22 protein-coding genes and 1 pseudogene are annotated in these 21,472 nt (G+C 60.4%); 19 read left to right on the top strand and 4 right to left on the bottom strand.

Features of this window, described 5'->3' with window-relative positions; genetic code table 11:
* Positions 1–266: 266 nt before the first annotated feature.
* On the bottom strand, positions 267–857 hold the full coding sequence (locus tag ACFDR6_RS24105) for a hypothetical protein (RefSeq protein WP_375859826.1): 591 nt from the start codon (positions 855–857) through the stop codon (positions 267–269).
* 279 nt (positions 858–1,136) lie between these two features.
* Between ACFDR6_RS24105 and ACFDR6_RS24110 the strand changes: the two genes are divergently transcribed.
* From ACFDR6_RS24110 to ACFDR6_RS24190, 17 genes are all read left to right on the top strand, one after another.
* Complete coding sequence (locus tag ACFDR6_RS24110) at positions 1,137–1,451, top strand: HesB/IscA family protein (protein ID WP_375859827.1); 315 nt, start codon at positions 1,137–1,139, stop codon at positions 1,449–1,451.
* A gap of 17 nt (positions 1,452–1,468) precedes the next feature.
* Positions 1,469–1,759, top strand: coding sequence for a NifU family protein (locus ACFDR6_RS24115; RefSeq protein WP_375859736.1), 291 nt, complete (start codon positions 1,469–1,471; stop codon positions 1,757–1,759).
* Positions 1,756–2,949, top strand: a complete 1,194-nt coding sequence (nifS, locus tag ACFDR6_RS24120; RefSeq protein WP_375859737.1) for a cysteine desulfurase NifS — start codon at positions 1,756–1,758, stop codon at positions 2,947–2,949. The genes ACFDR6_RS24115 and nifS overlap by 4 nt, the downstream gene beginning before the upstream one ends.
* A 4-nt stretch (positions 2,950–2,953) precedes the next feature.
* The gene (nifT, locus tag ACFDR6_RS24125; RefSeq protein ID WP_027545445.1) at positions 2,954–3,178 is read left to right on the top strand and encodes a putative nitrogen fixation protein NifT; all 225 of its coding nucleotides are present in this window, start codon (positions 2,954–2,956) and stop codon (positions 3,176–3,178) included.
* The gene (locus ACFDR6_RS24130) at positions 3,175–4,038 is read left to right on the top strand and encodes an SIR2 family NAD-dependent protein deacylase (RefSeq protein ID WP_375859738.1); all 864 of its coding nucleotides are present in this window, start codon (positions 3,175–3,177) and stop codon (positions 4,036–4,038) included. Before nifT ends, ACFDR6_RS24130 begins: the two co-directional genes overlap by 4 nt.
* 383 nt (positions 4,039–4,421) lie before the next feature.
* Positions 4,422–5,918 (top strand): nitrogenase cofactor biosynthesis protein NifB, encoded by a 1,497-nt coding sequence (nifB, locus tag ACFDR6_RS24135; protein WP_375859828.1) that lies wholly within the window; start codon positions 4,422–4,424, stop codon positions 5,916–5,918.
* 12 nt (positions 5,919–5,930) lie between these two features.
* The gene (locus ACFDR6_RS24140) at positions 5,931–6,155 is read left to right on the top strand and encodes a 4Fe-4S binding protein (protein ID WP_375859739.1); all 225 of its coding nucleotides are present in this window, start codon (positions 5,931–5,933) and stop codon (positions 6,153–6,155) included.
* A 133-nt stretch (positions 6,156–6,288) separates the two neighbouring features.
* Positions 6,289–6,609, top strand: coding sequence for a nitrogen fixation protein NifZ (locus tag ACFDR6_RS24145; RefSeq protein ID WP_375859740.1), 321 nt, complete (start codon positions 6,289–6,291; stop codon positions 6,607–6,609).
* 245 nt (positions 6,610–6,854) lie between these two features.
* Positions 6,855–7,214, top strand: a complete 360-nt coding sequence (locus tag ACFDR6_RS24150; RefSeq protein ID WP_375859741.1) for a DUF3024 domain-containing protein — start codon at positions 6,855–6,857, stop codon at positions 7,212–7,214.
* 36 nt (positions 7,215–7,250) lie between these two features.
* Positions 7,251–7,520, top strand: coding sequence for a DUF6129 family protein (locus ACFDR6_RS24155; RefSeq protein ID WP_375859742.1), 270 nt, complete (start codon positions 7,251–7,253; stop codon positions 7,518–7,520).
* 969 nt (positions 7,521–8,489) lie between these two features.
* Positions 8,490–9,374 (top strand): nitrogenase iron protein, encoded by an 885-nt coding sequence (gene nifH / locus ACFDR6_RS24160; RefSeq protein WP_375859743.1) that lies wholly within the window; start codon positions 8,490–8,492, stop codon positions 9,372–9,374.
* 131 nt (positions 9,375–9,505) lie between these two features.
* Positions 9,506–10,213, top strand: a complete 708-nt coding sequence (locus ACFDR6_RS24165; protein ID WP_375859744.1) for a nitrogen fixation protein NifQ — start codon at positions 9,506–9,508, stop codon at positions 10,211–10,213.
* A 677-nt stretch (positions 10,214–10,890) separates the two neighbouring features.
* Entirely contained in the window at positions 10,891–12,081 is a 1,191-nt protein-coding gene (gene nifV, locus ACFDR6_RS24170) for a homocitrate synthase (protein ID WP_375859745.1), read from the top strand.
* Between the two features lie 190 nt (positions 12,082–12,271).
* A complete protein-coding gene (gene nifW / locus ACFDR6_RS24175; RefSeq protein ID WP_375859829.1) occupies positions 12,272–12,619 on the top strand; it encodes a nitrogenase stabilizing/protective protein NifW in 348 nt (115 codons plus the stop codon).
* A gap of 919 nt (positions 12,620–13,538) precedes the next feature.
* Positions 13,539–14,648, top strand: a complete 1,110-nt coding sequence (locus tag ACFDR6_RS24180) for an electron transfer flavoprotein subunit alpha/FixB family protein (protein ID WP_375859746.1) — start codon at positions 13,539–13,541, stop codon at positions 14,646–14,648.
* Positions 14,649–14,659: 11 nt separating this feature from the next.
* Complete coding sequence (locus tag ACFDR6_RS24185) at positions 14,660–15,967, top strand: FAD-dependent oxidoreductase (protein ID WP_375859747.1); 1,308 nt, start codon at positions 14,660–14,662, stop codon at positions 15,965–15,967.
* 38 nt (positions 15,968–16,005) lie between these two features.
* Entirely contained in the window at positions 16,006–16,302 is a 297-nt protein-coding gene (locus tag ACFDR6_RS24190) for a ferredoxin family protein (RefSeq protein ID WP_375859748.1), read from the top strand.
* 1,456 nt (positions 16,303–17,758) lie between these two features.
* Here ACFDR6_RS24190 and ACFDR6_RS24195 read toward each other — a convergent pair.
* Positions 17,759–17,902 carry a hypothetical protein gene (locus tag ACFDR6_RS24195; protein WP_375859749.1) on the bottom strand — a complete coding sequence of 48 codons (144 nt, stop codon included), beginning with the start codon at positions 17,900–17,902 and terminating at the stop codon, positions 17,759–17,761.
* Positions 17,903–17,943: 41 nt separating this feature from the next.
* Between ACFDR6_RS24195 and ACFDR6_RS24200 the strand changes: the two genes are divergently transcribed.
* On the top strand, positions 17,944–18,051 hold the full coding sequence (locus tag ACFDR6_RS24200) for a shikimate kinase (protein WP_375859750.1): 108 nt from the start codon (positions 17,944–17,946) through the stop codon (positions 18,049–18,051).
* Between the two features lie 168 nt (positions 18,052–18,219).
* Here ACFDR6_RS24200 and ahpD read toward each other — a convergent pair whose 3' ends face one another.
* Both ahpD and ACFDR6_RS24210 read right to left on the bottom strand, forming a co-directional pair.
* Positions 18,220–18,777, bottom strand: a complete 558-nt coding sequence (gene ahpD / locus ACFDR6_RS24205; protein ID WP_375859751.1) for an alkylhydroperoxidase, AhpD family — start codon at positions 18,775–18,777, stop codon at positions 18,220–18,222.
* A gap of 6 nt (positions 18,778–18,783) precedes the next feature.
* Positions 18,784–19,338, bottom strand: coding sequence for a peroxiredoxin (locus tag ACFDR6_RS24210; RefSeq protein ID WP_375859752.1), 555 nt, complete (start codon positions 19,336–19,338; stop codon positions 18,784–18,786).
* A gap of 813 nt (positions 19,339–20,151) precedes the next feature.
* Here ACFDR6_RS24210 and ACFDR6_RS24215 point away from each other — a divergent pair.
* Positions 20,152–21,292 (top strand): annotated as a pseudogene (locus ACFDR6_RS24215) (IS5 family transposase); the annotation flags it as partial.
* Positions 21,293–21,472: the final 180 nt, after the last annotated feature.

Here is a 21,472-nt window from a genome sequence, read left to right on the forward strand (position 1 = left end):
CATTGGTTGCCCTTGTAGGGTGCCGGGGACTCTGTTCGTTGCCGCAAGGGTGGGATCGCCGTCAATTTGAGTTCCAACGCAAGAAGTTCCTGGCCGCACCGGCATCTGTCCGATCGAGTCGCCGCGGATCGGCTTCGCGCGGCCGCCGCGTTGATCGCGTCGCAACGCGAGCGGCTCGCTCATCACTTTGATGGAAATGGACCGCGACATCTGCTGACGGCGCGACCTGTCGAGGAGGCCGCTTCGACGAGATCCAAAGTCAGCGCTCAGACCGGGCGATTGTGGTTGCGGTTTTTCACGGGCCCCATCCGCTTCAGCCCGTCTTCGTAAGGGATTTCCTCATAGGAGGCATCGAGAGCAGTGGCTGCGCCGAGCAGGTAGTCCAGCTTGCCGCCTGCATCGAATTTCTTGAAGTCGTTCTTATCGAGCCCGGCCAGGTCCATCATCTCTTTCCAGACCGTCGATTCATCGCACGGGAGGATGTGAAAGGTGATGTCGCCGACCTTGGTCTGGTATTTCGCCAACAGATCTATATTGTTGCAGAACATGAAGTAGCGCCCGTCGGGCCTCAGCGCGCCGTCCAGAACGCTACTGACGTCGGTCAGATAGGCCAATGAATGCAGATAACCGGCCAGCACCGGGATTGTGCTTTCGCCCTCCTGCGCGACCGTCAGGACCTGCTCGATTGAATAATCCGGCGGCCGCTTCTCGTCCGCGAGTTGGGCCTGGAACTTCAACGCGATATCGCCACGAAAACCGAATCGGCCCGGCCTGGTCGTCTCGCCCTTGAGAACGGCATTGAGAAGTCGCCCCTCCTTGTCCAGCCGGCCGAGCGCGGTGTTCTCGATTGCAGTCATGAAAATCGTCCTCGATCTAAGCTCATCGCCGGCCCACGACCGGCGCAGCACGGAAATGCAAATTGCTTGCCGACCCATGCACCGCATTTCATCCGTGTAAACGCCTGAAGAAACGCGCAAGCGCGCTTAAATCCCGAAATCGCCGCGTCGGGAAGCCGACACGAGTCGCAAAGCCAACAGGCGAGAGTTGAAAAACGGAAGCCTTATCAGGCGCGCGTGCGCTGGCATGCGAATTGCCAACTTGCAGTCAGCCGAGCCACGCGAGGTGAAAGAGTGAGCATGATCAAATTGACAGATAACGCACTGAATGCGGTCAGGGGGGTGATCTCAACATCGGGAGCAAGCGGCTTGCGCATTACGGTTGAGTCCGGCGGCTGTGCCGGGTTCAAATACATCATGGGCTTGGCCACTGAGACGACGTCGGACGATAAGGTGATCGAGCGCGACGGGGTCAAGTTGTTCGTCGACAACGACAGCCACAAATATCTCGCCGGCACCACCATCGATTTCGTGCTGGCGCAGGAGGGCTCCGGATTCACCTTCGACAACCCGAACGCCAACGCGGGCTGCTCGTGCGGTAAATCCTTCAGCTGATGAACGAGGTCGCAAGCATGCTGGCCGAATCCAAGCAACTGAAGCAAACGACGGCCGCCGAGATGGACCGGGAGCAAGTGATTTGCGCCGTGCTCGAGGAGGTCCGCCCCAATCTGAAGCGCGACGGTGGTGACTGTCAGCTGGTTGCGATCGACGGGACCAAGATCATGGTCAAGCTGACGGGGGCCTGCGTGCTCTGCAAGCTGTCAGCTGCGACGCTGGAGGGCATTCAGGCGCGGCTGATCGAAAAGCTCGGCGAATTCGTTCGCCTGATCCCGGTTGCCGGCGCGCCTTCGGCGCCATATTGAGCAGGGTTTCAGTGGCTATTTATCTCGACAACAATGCGACGACCCGAACGGATCCGTCGGTCGTGCAGGCCATGTTGCCATTTTTCGCCGAGCGGTTCGGCAATGCCTCCTCAGCCCATGCCTTTGGCAGGCAGGTCGCGGGCGCCATGCGGCAGGCACGCCGCAGCGTGCAGGCGCTAGTAGGGGCTGCCCATGATGACGAGATCGTCTTTACTTCTGGCGGGACGGAATCCAACAACGCCGCCATTCTCTCAGCGCTGGCGACGCAGGAGGGCCGGGACGAGATCGTCACCACCTCGGTCGAGCATCAGGCGATCCTGGCGCTGGTCGAACAGGTGGCCCAAAGCGGGGCCAAGGTTCATCTGATCGCGGTGGATTCGCGCGGCCGGCTCGACCTTGAGGCGTTTCGATCGGCGCTTGGACCACGTACGGCGATTGCATCGGTGATGTGGGCTAACAACGAGACCGGCACCATCTTCCCGGTGGAACGTCTGGCTGGATGGGCGCGCGCCTCGGGCGCGCTGTTTCATACCGATGCCGTGCAGGCGGTCGGCAGGGTACCCATTGACCTGAAGGCCAGCGTTATCGACATGCTGTCGCTGTCCGGGCACAAGCTGCACGGACCCAAGGGAATCGGCGCGCTTTACTTACGCAAAGGCACGACATTCAGGCCGCTGATCCGGGGCGGAGGACAAGAACGCCGGCGCCGCGGTGGAACCGAGAACATCCCCGGCATCGTCGGTCTCGGAAAAGCGGCAGAGCTTGCTGCAGAGCGGCTCGACCGAGCGCGCGTTCGTGTTGCTGCGCTGCGCGATCGTCTGGAGCAGTCGATCTTGCAGAACGGTCACTGCACGGCCCTTGGCGACCACTGTAACCGGCTGCCGAACACAATCAATATCGCCTTCGAGGGCCTCGAAGGGGAAGCGATCGTCCATCACCTCAATCGCGCCGGCATTGCCGCGTCGCTCGGGTCGGCTTGTAGCTCAGGCGCGATGGAGCCATCGCATGTGCTGCGCGCCATGCATGTGCCGGCGAGCAGCCTGCCCGGCGCGGTGCGCTTTTCGCTGTCCCATGAAACCACCGCTGAAGAAATCGATCAGGTCGTGCGTGCGCTGTCCGACATCCTGGTTCGTCTGCGTGGCATGTCCCGAGAGCTCGCCCCGCTAGCAATCCGTAATTCCTGGAGTTGATCTCATGAAAGTCATGATCCGCCGCTCTCCCGAGGCGGGCCTGTCGATTTATGTGCCCAAGAAGGATCTTGAAGAGCGGATCGTCGAATCCGAGCACGAGACACTGTGGGGCGGTTGGATCAGATTAACGAATGGATGGGTGCTCGACCTGCCCGAGATGGCGAGCGATACGCCGCTGCCGATCACGGTCAATGCCAAAAGGATTGGCGGGGACGGCGATGAACGATGAGCGCAATGCCGCAAATCAACTGTCTCAAAGGGACGGATGCAGAGGCGCTGCTCGCCAATGTTGCGGCCAGACTGCATGCCGGCAGCATTGTTCCCTATCTCGGGCCCGGGCTCGCCGAGTTGTCCAAGCCTAACGTGCCAGTGACACCTGACGCGCTGGCGATCTTCTTCGGCACCAAGGTCGCGCTGCCGCGCCGGGCCCGCGGCAATCCTTGGGCTGCAGCACAGCATATTGAGAGCAACAAGCATCGGTCTACCGTGACAGGGTTGATGGCCCAGGCGTTTGCCGCACCGGTCGAGCCGACAGCCTTGCATCGTCATCTTTCTGCGTTACGCTTACCCATGATCGTCGATACCTGGTATGATGGCGCGATGCGCGCATCGCTTGGCAAGCGTGAGGGATGGGGCGAAGTGCAAGGGATTACCCGCGCCGGCATCGGCGAGGTTCGCTGGTACCGTTTCTATGATGCCGATGGCGTAGAGGTCGAGTCCCCGGCTGCCGGCGCCTGGACCACGGTCCTCTACAAGCCGCATGGTGGCGTGCTGCCGGCAAGGAACTTCCTGATCTCCGACGCCGATTATGTCGAGGTCCTGACCGAGATCGATATCCAGTCGCCCATTCCGGAGATCGTCAAGCAGCGGCGGCTTGGACGGAGCTTTCTTTTCATCGGCTGTCGGTTCGACGATCAGCTGCTACGCATTTTTGCGCGGCAGATCACGAAGCGCTCGGCAGACGTTCACTACGCACTTGTCGAACCGGATGCCCTCTCGCGCAACGAGCTGAGATTCCTGCTCGACCAGGGCTTGACCCCGCTCGCGATTGCGATCCCGCGGGCCGTGGAGATCTTGCTGGCCAATTAGAGGCGCTGGCAAAGCGAAGCCCGCCCACCTCGGTCCAGCCGTGGCAGTCGTCCGATCACAGTGAAAGGCGCCGGTGCCGCTGAGCGGGAGCGCGTTGGTTGACAGGTGCGGCAATCGCTCCCTGCATCCCAACGTCTGTCGGATTTCCAACACGCCGCATGCTTGCTGTCGGCTGCGCAACAGGGCAGATCGCTCTCGCTAACAGATTGGTACAAATGAGAAAGTCTGTCGCCTGCCGCGGTGGCATGCGAGTTGCTAACCCACGTTCAAAGGCTCGCTCAGGAGTGGCTCCGGGAAGCCTGTTTGGCTTGGAGAAAGAACTCGACATGGACGCAGTGGAGCGCGGCAGCAGCGCTAAAAATGTACGAGAAGGCGGCGAGGCCATGCTGGCCGCCGAGACTAAAAGCTGCGGCATCTCGGTTCGCGGCGGCAAAGCGAGCTGCGGGCCACACGGGGGCCAAGGCGATCTGCCGCCGGCGATCTGGGACAAGGTGAAGACGCACCCCTGCTACAGCGTCGAGGCGCATCACCACTACGCGCGCATGCATGTTGCGGTCGCGCCAGCTTGCAACATGCAGTGCAACTACTGCAATCGCAAATATGACTGCGCCAATGAATCGCGCCCGGGTGTGACCAGCGAGAAGCTCACGCCCGAGCAGGCGGCCAAAAAGGTGCTCGCGGTCGCCTCCCGCATTCCGCAGATGACTGTGCTTGGCATTGCCGGTCCCGGCGATCCCCTGGCAAATCCAGACAAGACCTTCAGAACTTTCGAGCTCGTAGCCAAAGCTGCGCCCGACATCAAACTGTGTCTATCGACCAACGGGCTCGCCTTGCCCGATCACGTCGACACCATCGCCCGGCTGAACATCGAGCACGTCACCATCACAATCAACATGACCGATCCCGAGATCGGCGCCCGGATCTATCCGTGGATCTTCTATAACCACAAGCGATACAGCGGGCTCGAGGCGGCGAAAATCCTCACCAGACGTCAGCTCGAGGGCCTCGAAATGCTCTCCGCGCGAGGCATTCTTTGCAAGATCAATTCAGTGATGATCCCGGGCATCAACGAACGGCACCTGGTTGAGGTCAACAAAGCCGTGAAGTCGCGCGGCGCTTTCCTGCACAACATCATGCCGCTGATCGCAGCCCCCGAGCACGGCACCATGTTCGGTCTCAAGGGCCAGCGCGTGCCGAGGACAAGCGAATTGAAGGCACTGCAGGACGCATGCGAAGGCGAGATGAACATGATGCGCCATTGCCGCCAATGCCGCGCCGACGCGGTCGGACTGCTCGGCGAGGATCGAAGCGCGGAGTTTACGAAGGAGAAGATTGTGACCATGACCGTCAACTACGACCCTGAGGCGCGCAAGGCCACCCAGGCTGGAATCGAGGCGGAACGCCGCGCCAGGATAATGCCAAGGCAGGAGGAAGTGCAGGAGCATGCAGGCGGGACAAGCGATATCAAAGTGCTGATTGCGGTCGCAACCAAGGGCGCTGGGCTCATCAATGAGCATTTTGGGCATGCCAACGAGTTTCAGGTGTATGAAGTATCGAGATCCGGCGCAAAATTCGTCGATCACCGCCGCGTCGATCACTACTGCCAAGGCGGCCATGGCGCGCAGGATGACCTTGCGGCCATCATCCGCTCTATCAATGACTGCCATGCCGTGTTCGTCGCCAGGATCGGTGGTCGGCCGACGAGCGAACTCCACAAGGCTGGCATCGAGCCGGTCGATCAATACGCGCACGAGTTCATCGAGACGTCCGCGATCGCATGGTTCAGCTCTTATCTCAAGAAGGTGAAGAGCGGCGAGATCCAGCATGTCGACCGGGGTGACGGAGCGATCCGGCAGGACCCGATGATGTCGGTGGCGTGAAGAGGACATCGGATGCCGTTCAAGATCATTTCTTCGCAATGCACAGGCTGCTCCGCTTGTGAGACCGAATGTCCCAACGTGGCAATCTTCGAGATGGGCGGAACGTTCGTGATTGACCCGAAAAAATGTACCGAATGCATCGGTCACTTCGAGGAGCCGCAATGTGTTGCGGTCTGTCCGGTCGACAAGACCTGCGTCATCGACACCTCATTGCCGCGATACCAGCCGCCGGCCTGAACGAGCGTAAGCGTCATGGAGTTCACGTTGACAGTAGCTGCAGAGAATCGCCGGCTTCATGCCGGCAATCGCGGCCACGGCGGCCAGCGAGCTCGCAGAATGCGGCCCGATCAAGTTCACGACGGAGTGATGCATGAGCAACATCGTCCGCGACAGTGACGTCACAGAGCTGGATGGACCGCCGGTCTTCAACCTTGGTGAAAAGGTGAAGGCCAATCGCACCGTTCGCAATGACGGGACCTACGCCGGCAAGGATATCGGGGACATCCTGGCCAAGAAAGGCGAGGTCGGTTACGTCGTTTCCATCGGCACGTTCCTGCAGCAATTCTACGTCTACGGTGTCGAGTTTCTTCAAACCGGCCGCCGCGTCGGAATGAAATGCAAGGAACTTGATTCGGTTGACGCACGCACCAAGCTCGACGGTCAGCCATTGCGGGAAGGGACCCCATCATGATCGCGCCCCTTCATTCGACATCCGAGTGGCGCCCGCTCAAATCCGCCAGCGGCCCCATCAACGGCGGCTTGTTTCGCGCCTGGGCCCTTGACGACCTTTTGGTGGGCGCCGGGCCGTATCGGCGAAATCGTACGCTTGAAAGCGCACACGCAAGCGAACGTACAGACTTAGCTTCTACAGTTTTGCCGGGGCGGCCGGTCTGCTGTCCTGAAGCGCAAAGAACGTGGCTTTAAGAGGCTTTCACAATGAATGCTGCGGTCATGAAAAGGGCAGTCGTCGGCCTGAACGCTCACCCGAACGAGGTCGATCGCAAGCGGATCGAATGCGCATTGGGCTCCCGCAGACGCTATCGTTATGTCTCACCCAGTGTGAAGCCGGTTAAGGGGGGCTATCTCATCGAGAGTCCCTGCTGCTCACGCGACATCGACAAGGATGGCCGCGTGATTGATGTCGCGTTGATCCATTATGACGCCGTATGCGGACTGTGGAAGCTGTTTTGGAAAGACCATGCGCGAGGAATCTGGCAATTCCACAGCGTCCATCAGCGTCTGAGCGCATTGACTGATGAGGTTAATGCCGATCTCGACCGGGTGTTCTGGCGATAACGCAATTGTTTACGCACACAAACGATAAAGGCGGCCATGGCACTGGACGAAAACGAATTGATCGAACTTGAACAAGTGATCACGGCGGCAAAAGGCCGCGCGAGCCCCTTGACCGATCTGCGGCGCCGCTTTCCCCATCTCGCCCTGGTGCGGTGCGATGCCTCTGATGTCACCGAGCCGCCCTTTCGCAGCTTTCCGCATTATGACCTGCACTTGATCGACCGGTCCGAACACTGCATCCAGATCACAGCCGATCCGCTGCTCGCGATTGGCATTGTTTTGGCGACAAGAGACCCTTCGGGGTGACTGGGGTTGCATTCGCAGACGTTCACGGCCCTTTCGCGGGTGCGGTCATAGCGCATCACCGTTGCCGCCGTGACGAGTTCCGGGACGTGGAAAAGATCGCCGATGTCGGGGTGCGCTGCCGCTTTCGCGCCGATGAGGATCGAATTCGTGAAAACGATGACTGGCGCGTCCATCAACAGGGGCATGCGCGCAGTTCTCTGCGAGGAACCTCTGGAACTTGATCGAAGGCAGCCGGTCCGGGAGCGGCCATGTGGGTCAGCCATTAATGTCTCGATCGCGATCTCCGCGTCGATTGTCGTGAAGAAGCCGCACGCGAACGGCCCGAGTCAGGCTCTCGATGACCGATCAGTGCCCGCGCATGCGTCGCTCTCGTGAGGACCGCAGTCAGCACCAAGTGGAATTCGAGCCAATCGGACATCGGAAACGTCTCGGTTTCGATGTCGTGCTGCAGCGCGACCGGTAAGACCAACCGGTCATCACATCTTCATCAAGCGCGAACACCTGTCTTTGGTGCACGAGGCCGCTCGAACTTCGTTGCTGATCGGAGCATCGCTTCTGAAAATCGTGCCGAGAGGCTCGACCGCAGTTGCATTTCAAACCATCCGGCAGGGGAGTTCCGTCTGGCGCACGAATGCGCCGCAATCAGACTTAAGTTTCCTCAAAAATTGTGAGCGCTGTCAGATTGCACACAGCCGCGCAGCTGCTGTCAGGTTCGAAACATCCAGCTCGATCGGCGGCCTGGCATATTTTGCAGTGCATCATCAGAAGGTTAAACAGCGGGGCCGGCGTTGGCACGGCCGTTGCTATTAGAACGCAGCAACACTGAGTAAGGGCTGAGTGCACGCCGACGCGTACGACGAGCGATGCTCTCCTTCCCTTAGGCCCGTGTGCCCCGTTTCTGAAAGAGAAACAAGCTCGCGTGCAAAACAGCACGCAATCTTTGGCAAATCGGTTGATGGAGAGAGCAACATGGCTTCACTGAGACAAATCGCGTTCTACGGCAAGGGTGGTATCGGAAAGTCGACCACGTCCCAGAACACGCTGGCGGCGCTGGCGGAGATGGGTCACAAGATCCTGATCGTGGGCTGCGATCCCAAAGCGGACTCCACTCGCCTTATTCTGCACGCCAAGGCGCAGGATACGATCCTGAGTCTGGCTGCCGATGCCGGCAGCGTCGAGGACCTCGAACTCGAGGACGTGATGAAGATCGGCTATAAGGACATCCGCTGCGTCGAGTCGGGTGGCCCGGAGCCCGGGGTCGGCTGCGCAGGCCGCGGCGTCATCACCTCGATCAACTTCCTGGAGGAGAACGGCGCCTATGAGGAGCGCGACTACGTTTCCTATGACGTCCTCGGCGACGTCGTCTGCGGCGGCTTTGCGATGCCGATCCGCGAGAACAAGGCGCAGGAAATCTACATCGTGATGTCCGGCGAGATGATGGCCATGTACGCCGCCAACAACATCTCCAAGGGTATTCTGAAATATGCGAGCTCCGGCGGCGTGCGGCTCGGTGGCCTCATCTGCAACGAGCGGCAGACCGACAAGGAGCTGGAGCTCGCGGAAGCGCTCGCCAAAAAGCTCGGCACTGAGCTGATTTATTTCGTGCCGCGCGACAACATCGTGCAGCATGCGGAGCTGCGGCGCATGACCGTGTTGGAATACGCGCCGGACTCCAAGCAGGCGGATCACTATCGCAACCTCGCGGGCAGGATCCACAACAATGGCGGCAAAGGCATCATCCCGACTCCGATCACCATGGACGAGCTCGAGGACATGCTGATGGAGCACGGCATCATGAAGGCCGTTGATGAGTCCATCGTCGGGAAAAGCGCTGCTGAACTTGCAGCATCGTAAAAGGACGCAGCGCGACAGCACCGGCCCTCCCAATCCAAAACGGAGGGCCGGTAGTCGGGCGAAAGGGTGGCTCCCAAGGGCCGACGCGGTGATGCAAACTTGACCCAATGTGGAAAGGGTAGCGGACGCCCATGTTCGAAGAGCAGTTCTATCCTGTTATGGTTGTCGAGACGAATGATGGGAGCGTCCAGGGACGTGGCGCAATTGCCAGCTATCGCCTTCTGACCGGGATGCTCCCCGCAGATGCCGACACAAGCAATGACATCAGTTTCGACCGCCACGTGCTGGCGTCCATTCTGGCTGCCGGTGCGATGGATGGTGGTCTCTTGTCCGAGAAGGTTGGCCTGTCCAGCGATCAGCTGGCGGCGTTGCTCAAGCAACGCTTTCCATCGGCTCGGATCAAAGAGGAGGAGTTGCCGCGGGATGTCGAGCACGTCGACAACGACGAGGTCACAATGGTACGTGATCTCTTGCTCGCGCAACGATCGACGCAAGGGGACACCGGCCGTTGGCTGGCCGCGATGATCGCGCGCCGCGTCATGGAGCCGAATCATCTGTGGGCAGATCTCGGATTGCGTAATCGTGGTGAACTGTTGCGTCTCCTCAACCGCCATTTCGGGCCGCTCGCCAGGCGCAACGTCAACAACATGCGCTGGAAGCGCTTCTTTTATCGCAGGCTATGCGAGGACGAGGGCCTCATCTTGTGCACGACGCCGGTGTGCACAGAGTGCAAGGACTTCAACCACTGCTTTGGCGATGAAAGCGGTGAGAGCCGCATGGCCGAGCGCCGGCGTGACGTTCTGTTGGCGCCGGCCGCTTCGGTCGCGAGCGGTGGCTGACCTGCATGACTGCCGACCGATAGGTAGTTCTTTGGCGCAACTGCCGCCCGACGGTCGCGCAGCTGGCCGATGAGGTGCAGGTGACGCGGCCAAATCTGGTGCAGCGGATTACGGCGCCAACCAGCGAGATGATCTTGTGCTCAAGGCCGGCTTGCGCCCAAGCTGTAGCGGTCTGACGGGCTCAGTGCTTTGTCCGGCGCGGACAGAGAATGCGGTTGCGGCGATCTGTTCGGGCGAGGCTGCTCAACTCCGGCGTCCCGGCGCCGGCAGGCCTCCGTTCATAAGATTGTGGATCAGTCGTGCGGTCCTGCTGCGTTTGAATGAAGCCTGATGTCTCACAACCGTTTTCGACACCGATACCACCCAGCATCCGACACGTTGTTTACGGCGGCGGCGTCCTTGTCACCATGACCGAAGCCAATCTCCTGACGCGATGTGCCTGGTTTAGCGAACGGAACCCTGACGCGTCGGTCTGACAGTCGATCCGCGCCGTAACCCGAACTGATCCAGGACGCAGAATGGTGAGAGCTCAACTGGCGCGTCTGTTTTGCGACACCGTCGTTCTGGCGACGTCCGACTGCGGGCGAAAATGATGGATATTCAATAGTGTGGGACGCTGCGGGCGTGGCATGCGGTTTGCCAAAGCAGTCCTTGCCAAGCACAATCAGGAGGCTTCGTTGTTTGACGCCAAAGCCATCGCTGCCAAGCCGGCATGGTCCGATTCGCTGTGGAACCAGCGGACCGTGCTCAATGACACCACGCTGCGCGATGGCGAGCAGGCGCCTGGTGTTGCGTTCACAACAGCTGAAAAGGTGGCCATCGCGCATGCGCTGGCGCGGGCCGGCATCACGGAGATCGAGGCGGGGACCCCCGCCATGGGCGATGATGAGATCGCGGCCATCCGTGCCATTGTCGAGGAGAGGCTGCCGCTCACCCCTATTGCGTGGTGCCGCATGCGTGAGCCCGATGTCGACGCGGCGATCGAGGCCAAGGTGTCGATGGTCAATGTTTCGATCCCGGCTTCAGACGTACAGATCGCGGCCAAGCTGGGCGGGAATCGCGACCAGGCCTTGCAGCGGGTGAAGCGGGTAGTGGGTTACGCCCGCGAGCGAGGGCTTGATGTCGCCGTCGGAGGCGAGGACTCCTCCCGCGCCGATGTCGACTTTCTCATCAGTCTCATCGCGGCTGCGGAAGGCGCGGGCGCGCGCCGGTTTCGTGTCGCCGACACGCTCAGCGTCCTCGATCCCGACTCCGCCTATGCGCTGATCGCGCGCCTGCGCGCGACCAGCGATCTCGAGCTCGAATTCCACGGCCATGACGATCTCGGGCTCGCGACCGCCAACACGCTCGCGGCCATCAGGGGCGGCGCGAGCCACGCTTCCGTCACTGTCATCGGGTTAGGCGAACGCGCCGGCAATGCGCCGCTGGAGGAAGTTGCGGTCGCACTCAAACAGCTCTACGGGCGCGACACCGGCATCGTGCTGCCGGAGCTCATAGAGGTCGCCGCGCTGGTCGCGGCCGCGGCTGCACGGGCGATTCCTCTCAACAAGGCGATTGTCGGGGAGCATGTGTTCACGCACGAATCCGGCATTCATGTCGATGGGCTGTTGAAGGACGAACGCACCTACCAAGCGCTCGACCCACGTTTGCTTGGTCGCTCCAACCACATCGTGATCGGCAAACATTCCGGGCTCTCGGCCATCACAACGCTGCTCCGGGAATTGCAACTCGCCGCCACAACCGAGCAGAGCAGACACATCCTGTCCCGAGTACGAAAATACGCCATCGAGCACAAGCGGCTGGTCGCGCGCGAGACGGTGGCGGAGATCTGGCGCGATGTCTGCGAATGCTCGTCCGATCGCACGTGAGTGAACTCTCGGGTTTCACTTCGTCGGGCCACCAAATCAATCGGAACGCGGCCGAACTCTCGCAGATCGCGCTGAAGGACGAAGACATAGGCCGTGTGGATATCCAGCAGTGCACACGTGAAATGGCCTCTTCCGCGAACTAACCAGGCGCTGCCGGATCTCGACGGAGACGGGGGCCAATCCAGGGACAATTTCGATGAGCAATGCACCCCAGAGGGCCGGCATCCTCGATCGGCTCAACAAGGTCTCCTCGGCTGAAGAGATCTTTGCGCTGCTTGGCGTCGACTACGATCCCAAGATCGTCAATGTCGCGCGCCTGCATATCCTAAAGCGCATGGGGCAACATCTCGCCAAAGAGCAATTCGCCGGTGCCACAGAAGCGGAGATCGCTGCGCGCTGCAAGGCGATGCTGGAGCAGGCCTATGCCGATTTCGTGGTGTCTTCGCCAATCGACCAGAGGGTCTTCAAGGTCCTGAAGGATGCGGTCGCGGAGCCGAAGAAGCCGGCCGCCTTTGTGCCGCTAAGTGCGCTGAAATAGCGTTCTCTTAAATGCCGTCTACCGCAGAGCAAATAGCTGCGGCGCGCCTCGGCGCGCGCCTCTTCGTTCGGTCGAGTCTGTGGAGCGACGCGGGAGACGGCCCTGTCGCGTTTCCGACGTATGTCGCGGCCCTGTTGTCCCCGATGCCAAGAACCAAGTTAGCAACTGCGTCCAATTCATTCCTTTGGTGCATGACCTCGCGGTGTTCTCAGTTGGTATGACACTTGCTGCTCCGCACCTAAGTCCGCTCAACAACGAATCGAGCTTGTCCTGGAGAAGCGCATGCATAGCGTGCTCTGCATCAAACAGGTCCCCGACCCAGCGCAAATCCGCGCACGGTTCCTGTCAAACACGATTGTGCAGCGGGGTGTGCCGACAAACCGTCGCGAAGCCGTAGCCGCGGAGGCGCCCCCCAGTTCAGTGACCAGCCCGCCGGCGAGATCACCGTGCACGCTATGGCACCGTATTCACCTGAGCCCTGACTGCGGAAGGTGTACACCTTGGGTGCCGAAGCTGCGGTGCTGTTTACCGAATGCTCCTTTGTCGATGACTCGACGCTACCCACGACGTACGCGCGCACGACCGCGATCTCGAAGACCAGGGAGCTATCTGGTGGGACCGCTGTCGTCTTCATTGGCAAGTCGGCCATTGACGGCCACATGGCCCAGGTCGGCCCCTGGATCGCAACGTAGTCCTGTTTATTGCAGCTCAACCACCTCGCCAGAACCGTCGGTCGCGATCTCCGCGTCCGAAGCTTCTGATGCGGAGCACCAAGGGTACCGTCCTCCGCGAAGAAGACCCTGGCTGTGAACCGCGAGCACCGGCGAACACGCTCATCAAGTCCATGTTCAACCGACAGTCGAAGCCAGAGCCCGATCGTGTCGCGCAGGCGCGTGGATCGGAAGGAGAATGCAAAACCATGAGCAACATCATCAAGGCTCCCACATCAGCCGCAGCGGGCCGCGCAGGAACCAAGAAGCAGTTGCCGGACCGGTTCAAAGCCTACAAACATGTCTGGGTGTTCGTCGAGCAGGAGCGCGGACAAGTGCATCCCGTCTCCTGGGAGCTGATGGGGGCGGGCCGCAAGCTTGCCGACAGGCTCAAGGTTAAGCTCGCGGCTGTTGTCGTCGGCCCTGAGGGCGAAGCCACACGTAACGCCGCGCTCGAAGCCTTCTGCTACGGCGCCGATTTGACGTATCTCGTGGCCGACAATGTACTCTCGGATTATCGTAACGAGTCCTACACCAAGGCGCTGTCCGATCTCGTTGAGATCTACAAACCCGAGATCCTGCTGTTAGGGGCAACAACGCTCGGCCGCGATCTCGCGGGCTCCGTCGCCACTACTATCCTGACAGGCCTCACCGCCGACTGCACCGACCTCGACGTCGACGCGGATGGTTCGCTTGCAGCCACCCGTCCGACTTTCGGGGGCTCGCTGCTCTGCACGATCTACACGCTGAATTACCGGCCACAGATGGCAACCGTCCGCCCGCGCGTGATGCCCATGCCGGAGCGTGTCGCGCGCGATCCCGGCCGCATCATTGTCCATCCGCTCGGCCTGGTGGAAGACGATATCGTGACCAAGGTGCTGTCATTCATCCTCGACCGTGATTCGGCCATATCCAATCTTGCGTACGCCGACGTCGTGGTCGCCGGTGGGCTTGGGCTCGGTTCTCAAGAAAACTTTCAGCTTGTGCGCCAGCTCGCCGGCGTGCTCGGTGCCGAATATGGCTGTTCCCGCCCGCTCGTGCAAAAGGGTTGGGTCACCTCCGACCGACAGATCGGGCAGACGGGTAAGACGATCCGGCCAAAGCTCTATATTGCCGCAGGCGTTTCCGGCGCAATCCAGCATCGGGTTGGTGTCGAGGGCGCGGATCTGATCGTCGCAATCAATACCGACAAGAACGCACCGATCTTCGACTTCGCCCACATCGCCATCGTCAGTGACGCCATGCATCTGTTGCCGGCGCTGACGGACGCGTTTCGCGCGCGGCTTTCGCCGCATTCGCGCGACCGGATCGCGAGCTAAAGGAGGTTATTATGATCGAGGAAAGATTCGATGCGATCGTTGTCGGCGCCGGCATGGCGGGCAATGCGGCGGCACTGACCATGGCCAAGAAGGGCATGAAGGTGCTGCAACTCGAGCGCGGCGAGTATGCCGGATCGAAGAACGTTCAGGGCGCAATACTCTATGCCGACATGCTGGAAAAGCTGATCCCGGAGTTCCGGGAGGACGCACCGCTTGAGCGACATCTGGTCGAACAACGGTTCTGGATCATGGATGATCGCTCCCATGTCGGGCTACATTACCGCTCTGAGGATTTCAACGAGGAGCGGGCTAACCGGTACACGATTATCCGGGCCCAGTTCGATCGATGGTTCTCCTCAAAAGTGCGCGAGGCAGGCGCGACCGTGCTGTGCGAGACCACCGTCACCGATCTTGCGCAGGATGCCTATGGCAGAGTCATCGGTGTTCGTACGGATCGCCAGGATGGCGAGATCCATGCAGATGTCGTGGTGCTGGCCGAGGGCGTGAACGGGCTGCTTGGCACGCGAGCGCGCCTGCGCGAGCGCCCGAAGCCTAACAAGGTGGCTCTCGCGGTGAAGGAAATGCACTTTTTGCCGCGCGAGACCATCGAAGCGCGTTTCAATCTGAGCGGCGACGAAGGCGTTGTCATCGAAGCTGCGGGCACGATTTCCGGCGGCATGACGGGAATGGGCTTCATCTACGCCAATAAGGAGTGCATTTCGCTCGGGATCGGGTGTCTTGTCGCAGACTTCCAGCGCACCGGAAAGACGCCCTACGAGCTGCTCGATCACTTCAAGCGCCACCCGTCGGTCGCGCCCCTGATCGAGGGGTCCGAGGTCAAGGAATATTCCGCGCACCTCATCCCCGAGGGCGGCTACAAAGCCATCCCGCAGCTCTACGGAAACGGCTGGGTCGTGGCCGGTGACGCGGCGCAGCTCAACAACGCCATTCATCGCGAGGGGTCCAATCTTGCGATGACGTCTGGCCGGATCGCGGCCGAAGCGATCTTCCAGGTGAAATCGCGCCGGCTTGGCATGACCGCGGAAAATCTCGCGCTCTATAAGAGGATGCTGGATCGCTCCTTCGTCTTGAAGGACATGAAGAAGTACAAGGATATGCCGAGGCTAATGCATACCAACTCGCAGAACTTTTTTCTGACCTACCCCCAGCTCATCTCCAAGGCGATGCAGACCTACCTTCGGGTTGACGGTACGCCAAAGTCTGAGAAACAGAAGTCGACGCTGAAATCCTTTGTCAATGCGCGGTCCTGGATAGGGCTGTTCGGCGATGCATTCCGCTTCGCCCGCGCCTGGCGCTAATTGTTCGAAACGGCAACCCGAAACCAACGAGGCTGACTATGAAGATCGAGCGATCAGTGCGTGTCGAAGACAAGTTATTTTGCAACCGCTATCTTGTGGACGCCGGACGTCCCCACATCAAGGTGCGTGCGCATACCAGGCCCTCGCCGCAGCTCCTTGCGCTTTTGAAAGCCTGCCCCGCGCGCTGCTATGATCTCAATGACAAGGGCCAGGTCGAGGTCACGGTCGACGGCTGCATGGAGTGCGGCACCTGCCGCGTCATCGGCGAGCCCACCGGCGACATCGAATGGAGCCATCCGCGTGGCGGATACGGAGTGTTATTCAAGTTCGGGTGAGGGCCAAGATTACCGCCGCGTGATTGTCACCGACCGAATGAAGATATGACGGCAGATTCATTTTGCCACAGCTTGCGTGCGCGAACAGACTGAAGTTCGAGCAATGCCAAAGTTGTTGGATGAGAGGGTCCCCTGGCGAACTCTGCTCGTAGAGTATTACTACTTCGGTTTGCCAAAACTATTAGCGGCTGTCGGCCTCGACGAACATCCCTCGCGATTCTCGGTGATCGTGTCGCCACCGCTCTCACTTTGGATAAGGGTTGGATTTAAAGGCTGAGGAATGCCGCGCCGATGGCCTCGTCTCTGTCTGCCTCGCCAACGAGCGTCGCAAAGGCGAAAGAGCGCAGGTCATGGTCGCGAAGAGTGCCCAGGCTCATGATCGTCGTCTTGCTTTCGCTTAACTCTATTGAACAAAATGGAAATCTTGTTCTGAGTTCATCACCTCCTGCGTAGGTCGAAAAATCGAACCCGGATGAACTTAGGTCAACTATGCCCCGCTCGGGGACTACGGATCTTCTCAACTCAGAATTTTTCGTTTGGCGCCCTGCGGTCCGCTGACGCGGAGCTGCGCGAGAATGGTGAAGTCGCCCCGCTACGAGAAAGCACGTCGGGGCGAGTGACGGGTTAGCGGAGGAAAGGTACGAGGCTCCGGCTGGCGGTCGAGGCCGGAGAGATCAATCTATCCTTCCCCTGTCGGGCCATCCTTGTCCTCGCCCGCTCGTCCGCTGCTCAGTCCATCACCGGACGGGCGCGGCAGGACTCAAAATATTCTGCAGGATCACATCTCCTAACAATCACTTAGCCAGATGAGTGTTCCGATGCCGTCTGTAAGCCCGTCCCATGCAGTCGAATACATGTCGGGAAATAGGAGGAACGCAAACCGACACCGGGTCGCCCAGAGTTCGGCCGTGCGCAGGTCAGGTTTACGTCAGGTGCAGGAGATAGGTTCGATGCCTAAGCGCGCTAGATTATTCGGTCGGCGCTTGCCGGTTGTGGCGAGTCACGTCTCGTAGCGCGGCGTAAGGAGCGCCGCCCGAGGTGTCGAGACAATGTCGTTGATGCCGTGACGGACCGTGGCGGTCAAACGTTGTAGTCGGCGCAGTCTCACTTGCATTGGGAGAGGATTTTGAGGGGAGTTGACCGATCTGGGAATGCGCCCAGCGGACCCGACACGCTCGGGTCTCACGCCGAATCAGATATTGGCGATGCAAAAGAAGGCGCGACGTTCAGTGCTGTCGTGCAGGGCCTGCACTCTGAAAACCGAGATCTGGGAACGTCCTCCGCAAGGCCGCCTTCGGGCAGCGATGTCCTGCGCCGCACGTCTGCCGATTCCTCCGCTGCTACGCGTGAGAGCCTGCTTGGCATTCCATGTCCGTCGTACCGTGGCGCGCCAAATTGGGACGAACGTTCGTCGCGTTCCGGTGCCGAGGGCCGTCGTGCCGATCACTCCATGGGTTCACAACAAAGCGCTCCTTCCTCGCACAGGCAATCCCTCTCCAGCCTGGATCACCGACCAAAAAGGCGGCGCCGCGACGAGGTCGCCCGCACAGATATCATCCTCGAAGCGCGAGACAAATCGAATGCCGACGATGGTCGGCATCAGGTCTTGCGCACCATGGACCATGCGGCGCGCGAGCGATCGTGCTCGTCGGTATGGCGGGCGCCGGCAAATCCACGATCGGCCCGCGGCTGGCGAACCAGCTGGGGCTGCCGTTCATCGAGTCCGACAAGAAACTTCGCCGGTATTGAGCCAGATCCCAGGCGCAACATCCTGCCTCGGTCTTCGACGAGAACTCATGGGGCTATGCCACGGTATGCAACGCGGTGAGCCGTGAAGCCGGCGGTCAGGAAGGTGTCGAAGTCCTCGTGGCGGCGGCCCCATGACCGCGCAGCTTAAGAATGCGAGCCCGGTCACAATCATTCCGCGCTTGGCAATCGCACCTGGCCCGTACGACCTCCGGCCGCCTCGATCGCAACCGCAACTGACTGCACGATCGCGGCAAAGCGCACGGCCGTTTGAATTGCATCAGAGCCGACGCCGGCCTGCCGCAGCGCCTTTTCATGGGCGTCCATGCAGGCACCGCACCCGTTGATCGCGCTGACTGCCAGTGCCCACAACTCAAAATCGGTTCTGTCCACGCGCGGATTTCCAAGCCAATTCATCCGCAGCCGAGCGGGCATTGTCTTGTATTCCGGGTTTGAGGCGAGATGAACGAAGCGGTAGTAGACGTTGTTCATCGCCATGACGGATGCTGCGGATTTCGCCGCCTCGACCGCCGCTGGCGTCATCACCACGCCTGCGGCGGTTTCCATTGAGGCTGTCACGATCGGATTGCGGGACGCGATCGCGCTCGCCAGCAACAGCCCGTATTTGCTTTGTGGTGATAGTGTTTCGTCCGCCATCATCGACGCCAGGTTGAGCCTGACGTCCTTGGCGAAATCCGGAATCCGGTCTTTCAACTGCTCGATCGACATATCCCCTCAAGCGACTTTCAGTGTCTCCCCGCCGACCTCGCGGTTGCAGGGGCAGAGCTCGTCAGTTTGCAGGGCGTCCAAGACGCGCAGCGTGTCCTTCGGGCTGCGGCCGACATTGGGATTCGTGGCATAGACATGCTGGATGGTATTCTCAGGATCGACGATGAACGTCGTGCGGTGGGCCACGCCATCGGCCGAGCGGCCGCCAAGACCGTCGACGAGCGCGCCGTCCGTGTCGGCAAACTGCCAAATCGGCAGATGGTGCAGGTCCTTGTGCTCGCGCCGCCAAGCAAGCTTGCAGAACTCGTTGTCAGTCGAGCCGCCCAGCACGACCGCATCGCGGTCGGCGAAATCCCTGGACAGGCGGCCGAATTCGGCGATCTCGGTCGGGCAGACAAAGGTGAAATCCTTCGGGTAAAAGAAGATGATTTTCCATTTCCCTGGAAAGCTTTTTTCAGTCAGCGTCTCGAAGGCGCTTTCTCCCCTCTCTTCGTGCAGGTGAAAGCCGGGCTTTACCCCGGTGATTTGGAACGACGGCAACTTACTTCCAATTCCAAGCATTTTCGTCCCCACTGTGTACTTCGGGCGAAACCCAGTGATCTCGCGCCATCAGCGAAGCAAGCGATGTGCCATGAGATCCCGCGGGTTCATTGTCGCTGATCCAACATTCGCTTCGTCCTTATTGACGAGTTCAAGCCACGCTGCGACATCAAAGACTGTCGTTCCTGAATCCAAACTGTCCTGGACCAGGAGATCCGGAGAACGAAGATCCATCGCAAGCTCCGTCGACATCACGCGACCAATAGGACAGGCGCGACGCCCCGATCCGTGAGTAAGCCGGCGATAATGTCTCCGGCTCGAAACAGAATGAGGCTGCAAGCAAGGTCCTGAGCTTGTCCACAGCAGGCACGACGGCTGGCATTGCATCCAGGGCGGGGAGTTGTGACCGCAAATAATCCTCGGGGCGATCAGTTCTCTCAACGCTGACCCCTGGGGTTTGGGCTGCAATCCTACGCTCAAGTTGCGCGGTTGAATGAAGCGATGCCATCGTCGTCTGCTTCGCCTGCAAACACCACCAAGCGATTCTTCGACGAGCCTTTCCTCCAGAGCTTCTGGGCGGAAACCTGAGAATGCCGCAGGTGATGATTCCGTTCATGTGGGAACATGAAGTTCTACCGACTAAGCTCAGGCCAATAGGCATACCTTTTGCTAGTGACGATGAGCAATACATATCGAGTGCACTGAGGATGACGGCGCATTGTATCTCATTCATCATGCTCGGTGGGCAATGCACTTGGCCTGGATCCGAATGAGCCTGCCATACCCCAGCCCAAACCCGATGTCGCGCAGTGAGAGCTATCAGCGTAGGAATTAGGCCTGTTCATTTTGAAGCACATGCACAACCTCTCGGATGAGGTGCTGTGCGCTCGCTGGATCGAGAATCCCTATTACCAAACTTCTGCGGCGAATTGAGCTTCTGCCACCGTCTGCCGTTCGATCGATCGTCGATGACACGCTGGCGGCAGCGGCTCGGCGAGGAACAGCTCGTCGCGCTGATCCAGGAAAGTCTTTCAGTGGCGCACAAGACCGGCGCTATCGGTCCCAAGGACCTGGAACGGGTGGTCGTCGACACCACAGTGCAGCCCAAGGCGGTTGCCCATCCGACCGACGCGCGGCTGATGCATCGGGCCATCACCAAGCTCGTCGGGCTCGCCAAGCGTAACCGTGTGCCGCTGCGCCAGATCTATCTGCGCCTGGCCAAGCGCGCCGCCATCATGGTCGGCCGCTATACCCACGCCCACCAGTTCAAGCGCGCCCGGCGGCAGCTCAAGTTCCTGCGGACACGGCTTGGCCGGATCATCCGCGACATCCGCCGCAAGATCATACGGTGCTGGAAGCTCGCTTCGGCCCGTTGCTCGGTCTAGCGCAACAGGTGCTCAGCCAGGATCAGCATCAGCGCGGTCCAAAAGTCTATGCGTTACATGCTGCAGAGGTCGAGTGCATCGGCAAGGGTAAAGCCCGCGCGCCTTACGAGTTCGGCTGCAAGGTCAGCATCGCCACGCCCGTGACGTCTCCGAAGGGCGGCCAGTTCGTGCTCCATGCCAAGGCCCTGCATGGCAATCCCTTCGACGGGCACACACGCGGCCCCGTGATCACCGACATGGAGAAGCTCACCGGCGTGGAGGCGCGCCGCATCCACGTCGACAAAGGGTATCGCGGCCACAACCACCCGCATCGGTTCAGGGTCTGGATCTCGGGGCAGGTCCGTCGTGTCACGGCTTCCATCCGTAGCGAGATGAAACGTCGTGCGGCTGTCGAGCCCGTCATCGGCCACGTCAAGGCCGAGCACCGCATGGACAGAAATTATCTCAAGGGACGCCTCGGCGACCGCATCAACGCTGTTCTCGCCGCTGCCGGCTATAACTTCAGCCTCCTGCTGCGTTGGCTCGCAGAACTCTTGCGTGCCATCATCCGAGCCTTCTGCGAGACCGTCCCGGCTCGAAACACCGCCTGAGCCAGGCGCCGCCGCCAGTTCTTCACGAACGACCAAGAAGGCCACCAACAGCCGCGACTTAAGTCACGTCCAGGAAAATCGACGTGCGTGCCCAGTACCGACGTGGTCGAAGCTGCGCTTACGGGCGACGAGCTGAGGAAAGCGCAAGAAATAAGCGCATTGACCGCGGCTGCTGACGCC

The sequence above is a fragment of the Bradyrhizobium tunisiense genome (assembly GCF_042263385.1).
Taxonomy (GTDB): Bacteria; Pseudomonadota; Alphaproteobacteria; order Rhizobiales; family Xanthobacteraceae; genus Bradyrhizobium; species Bradyrhizobium tunisiense.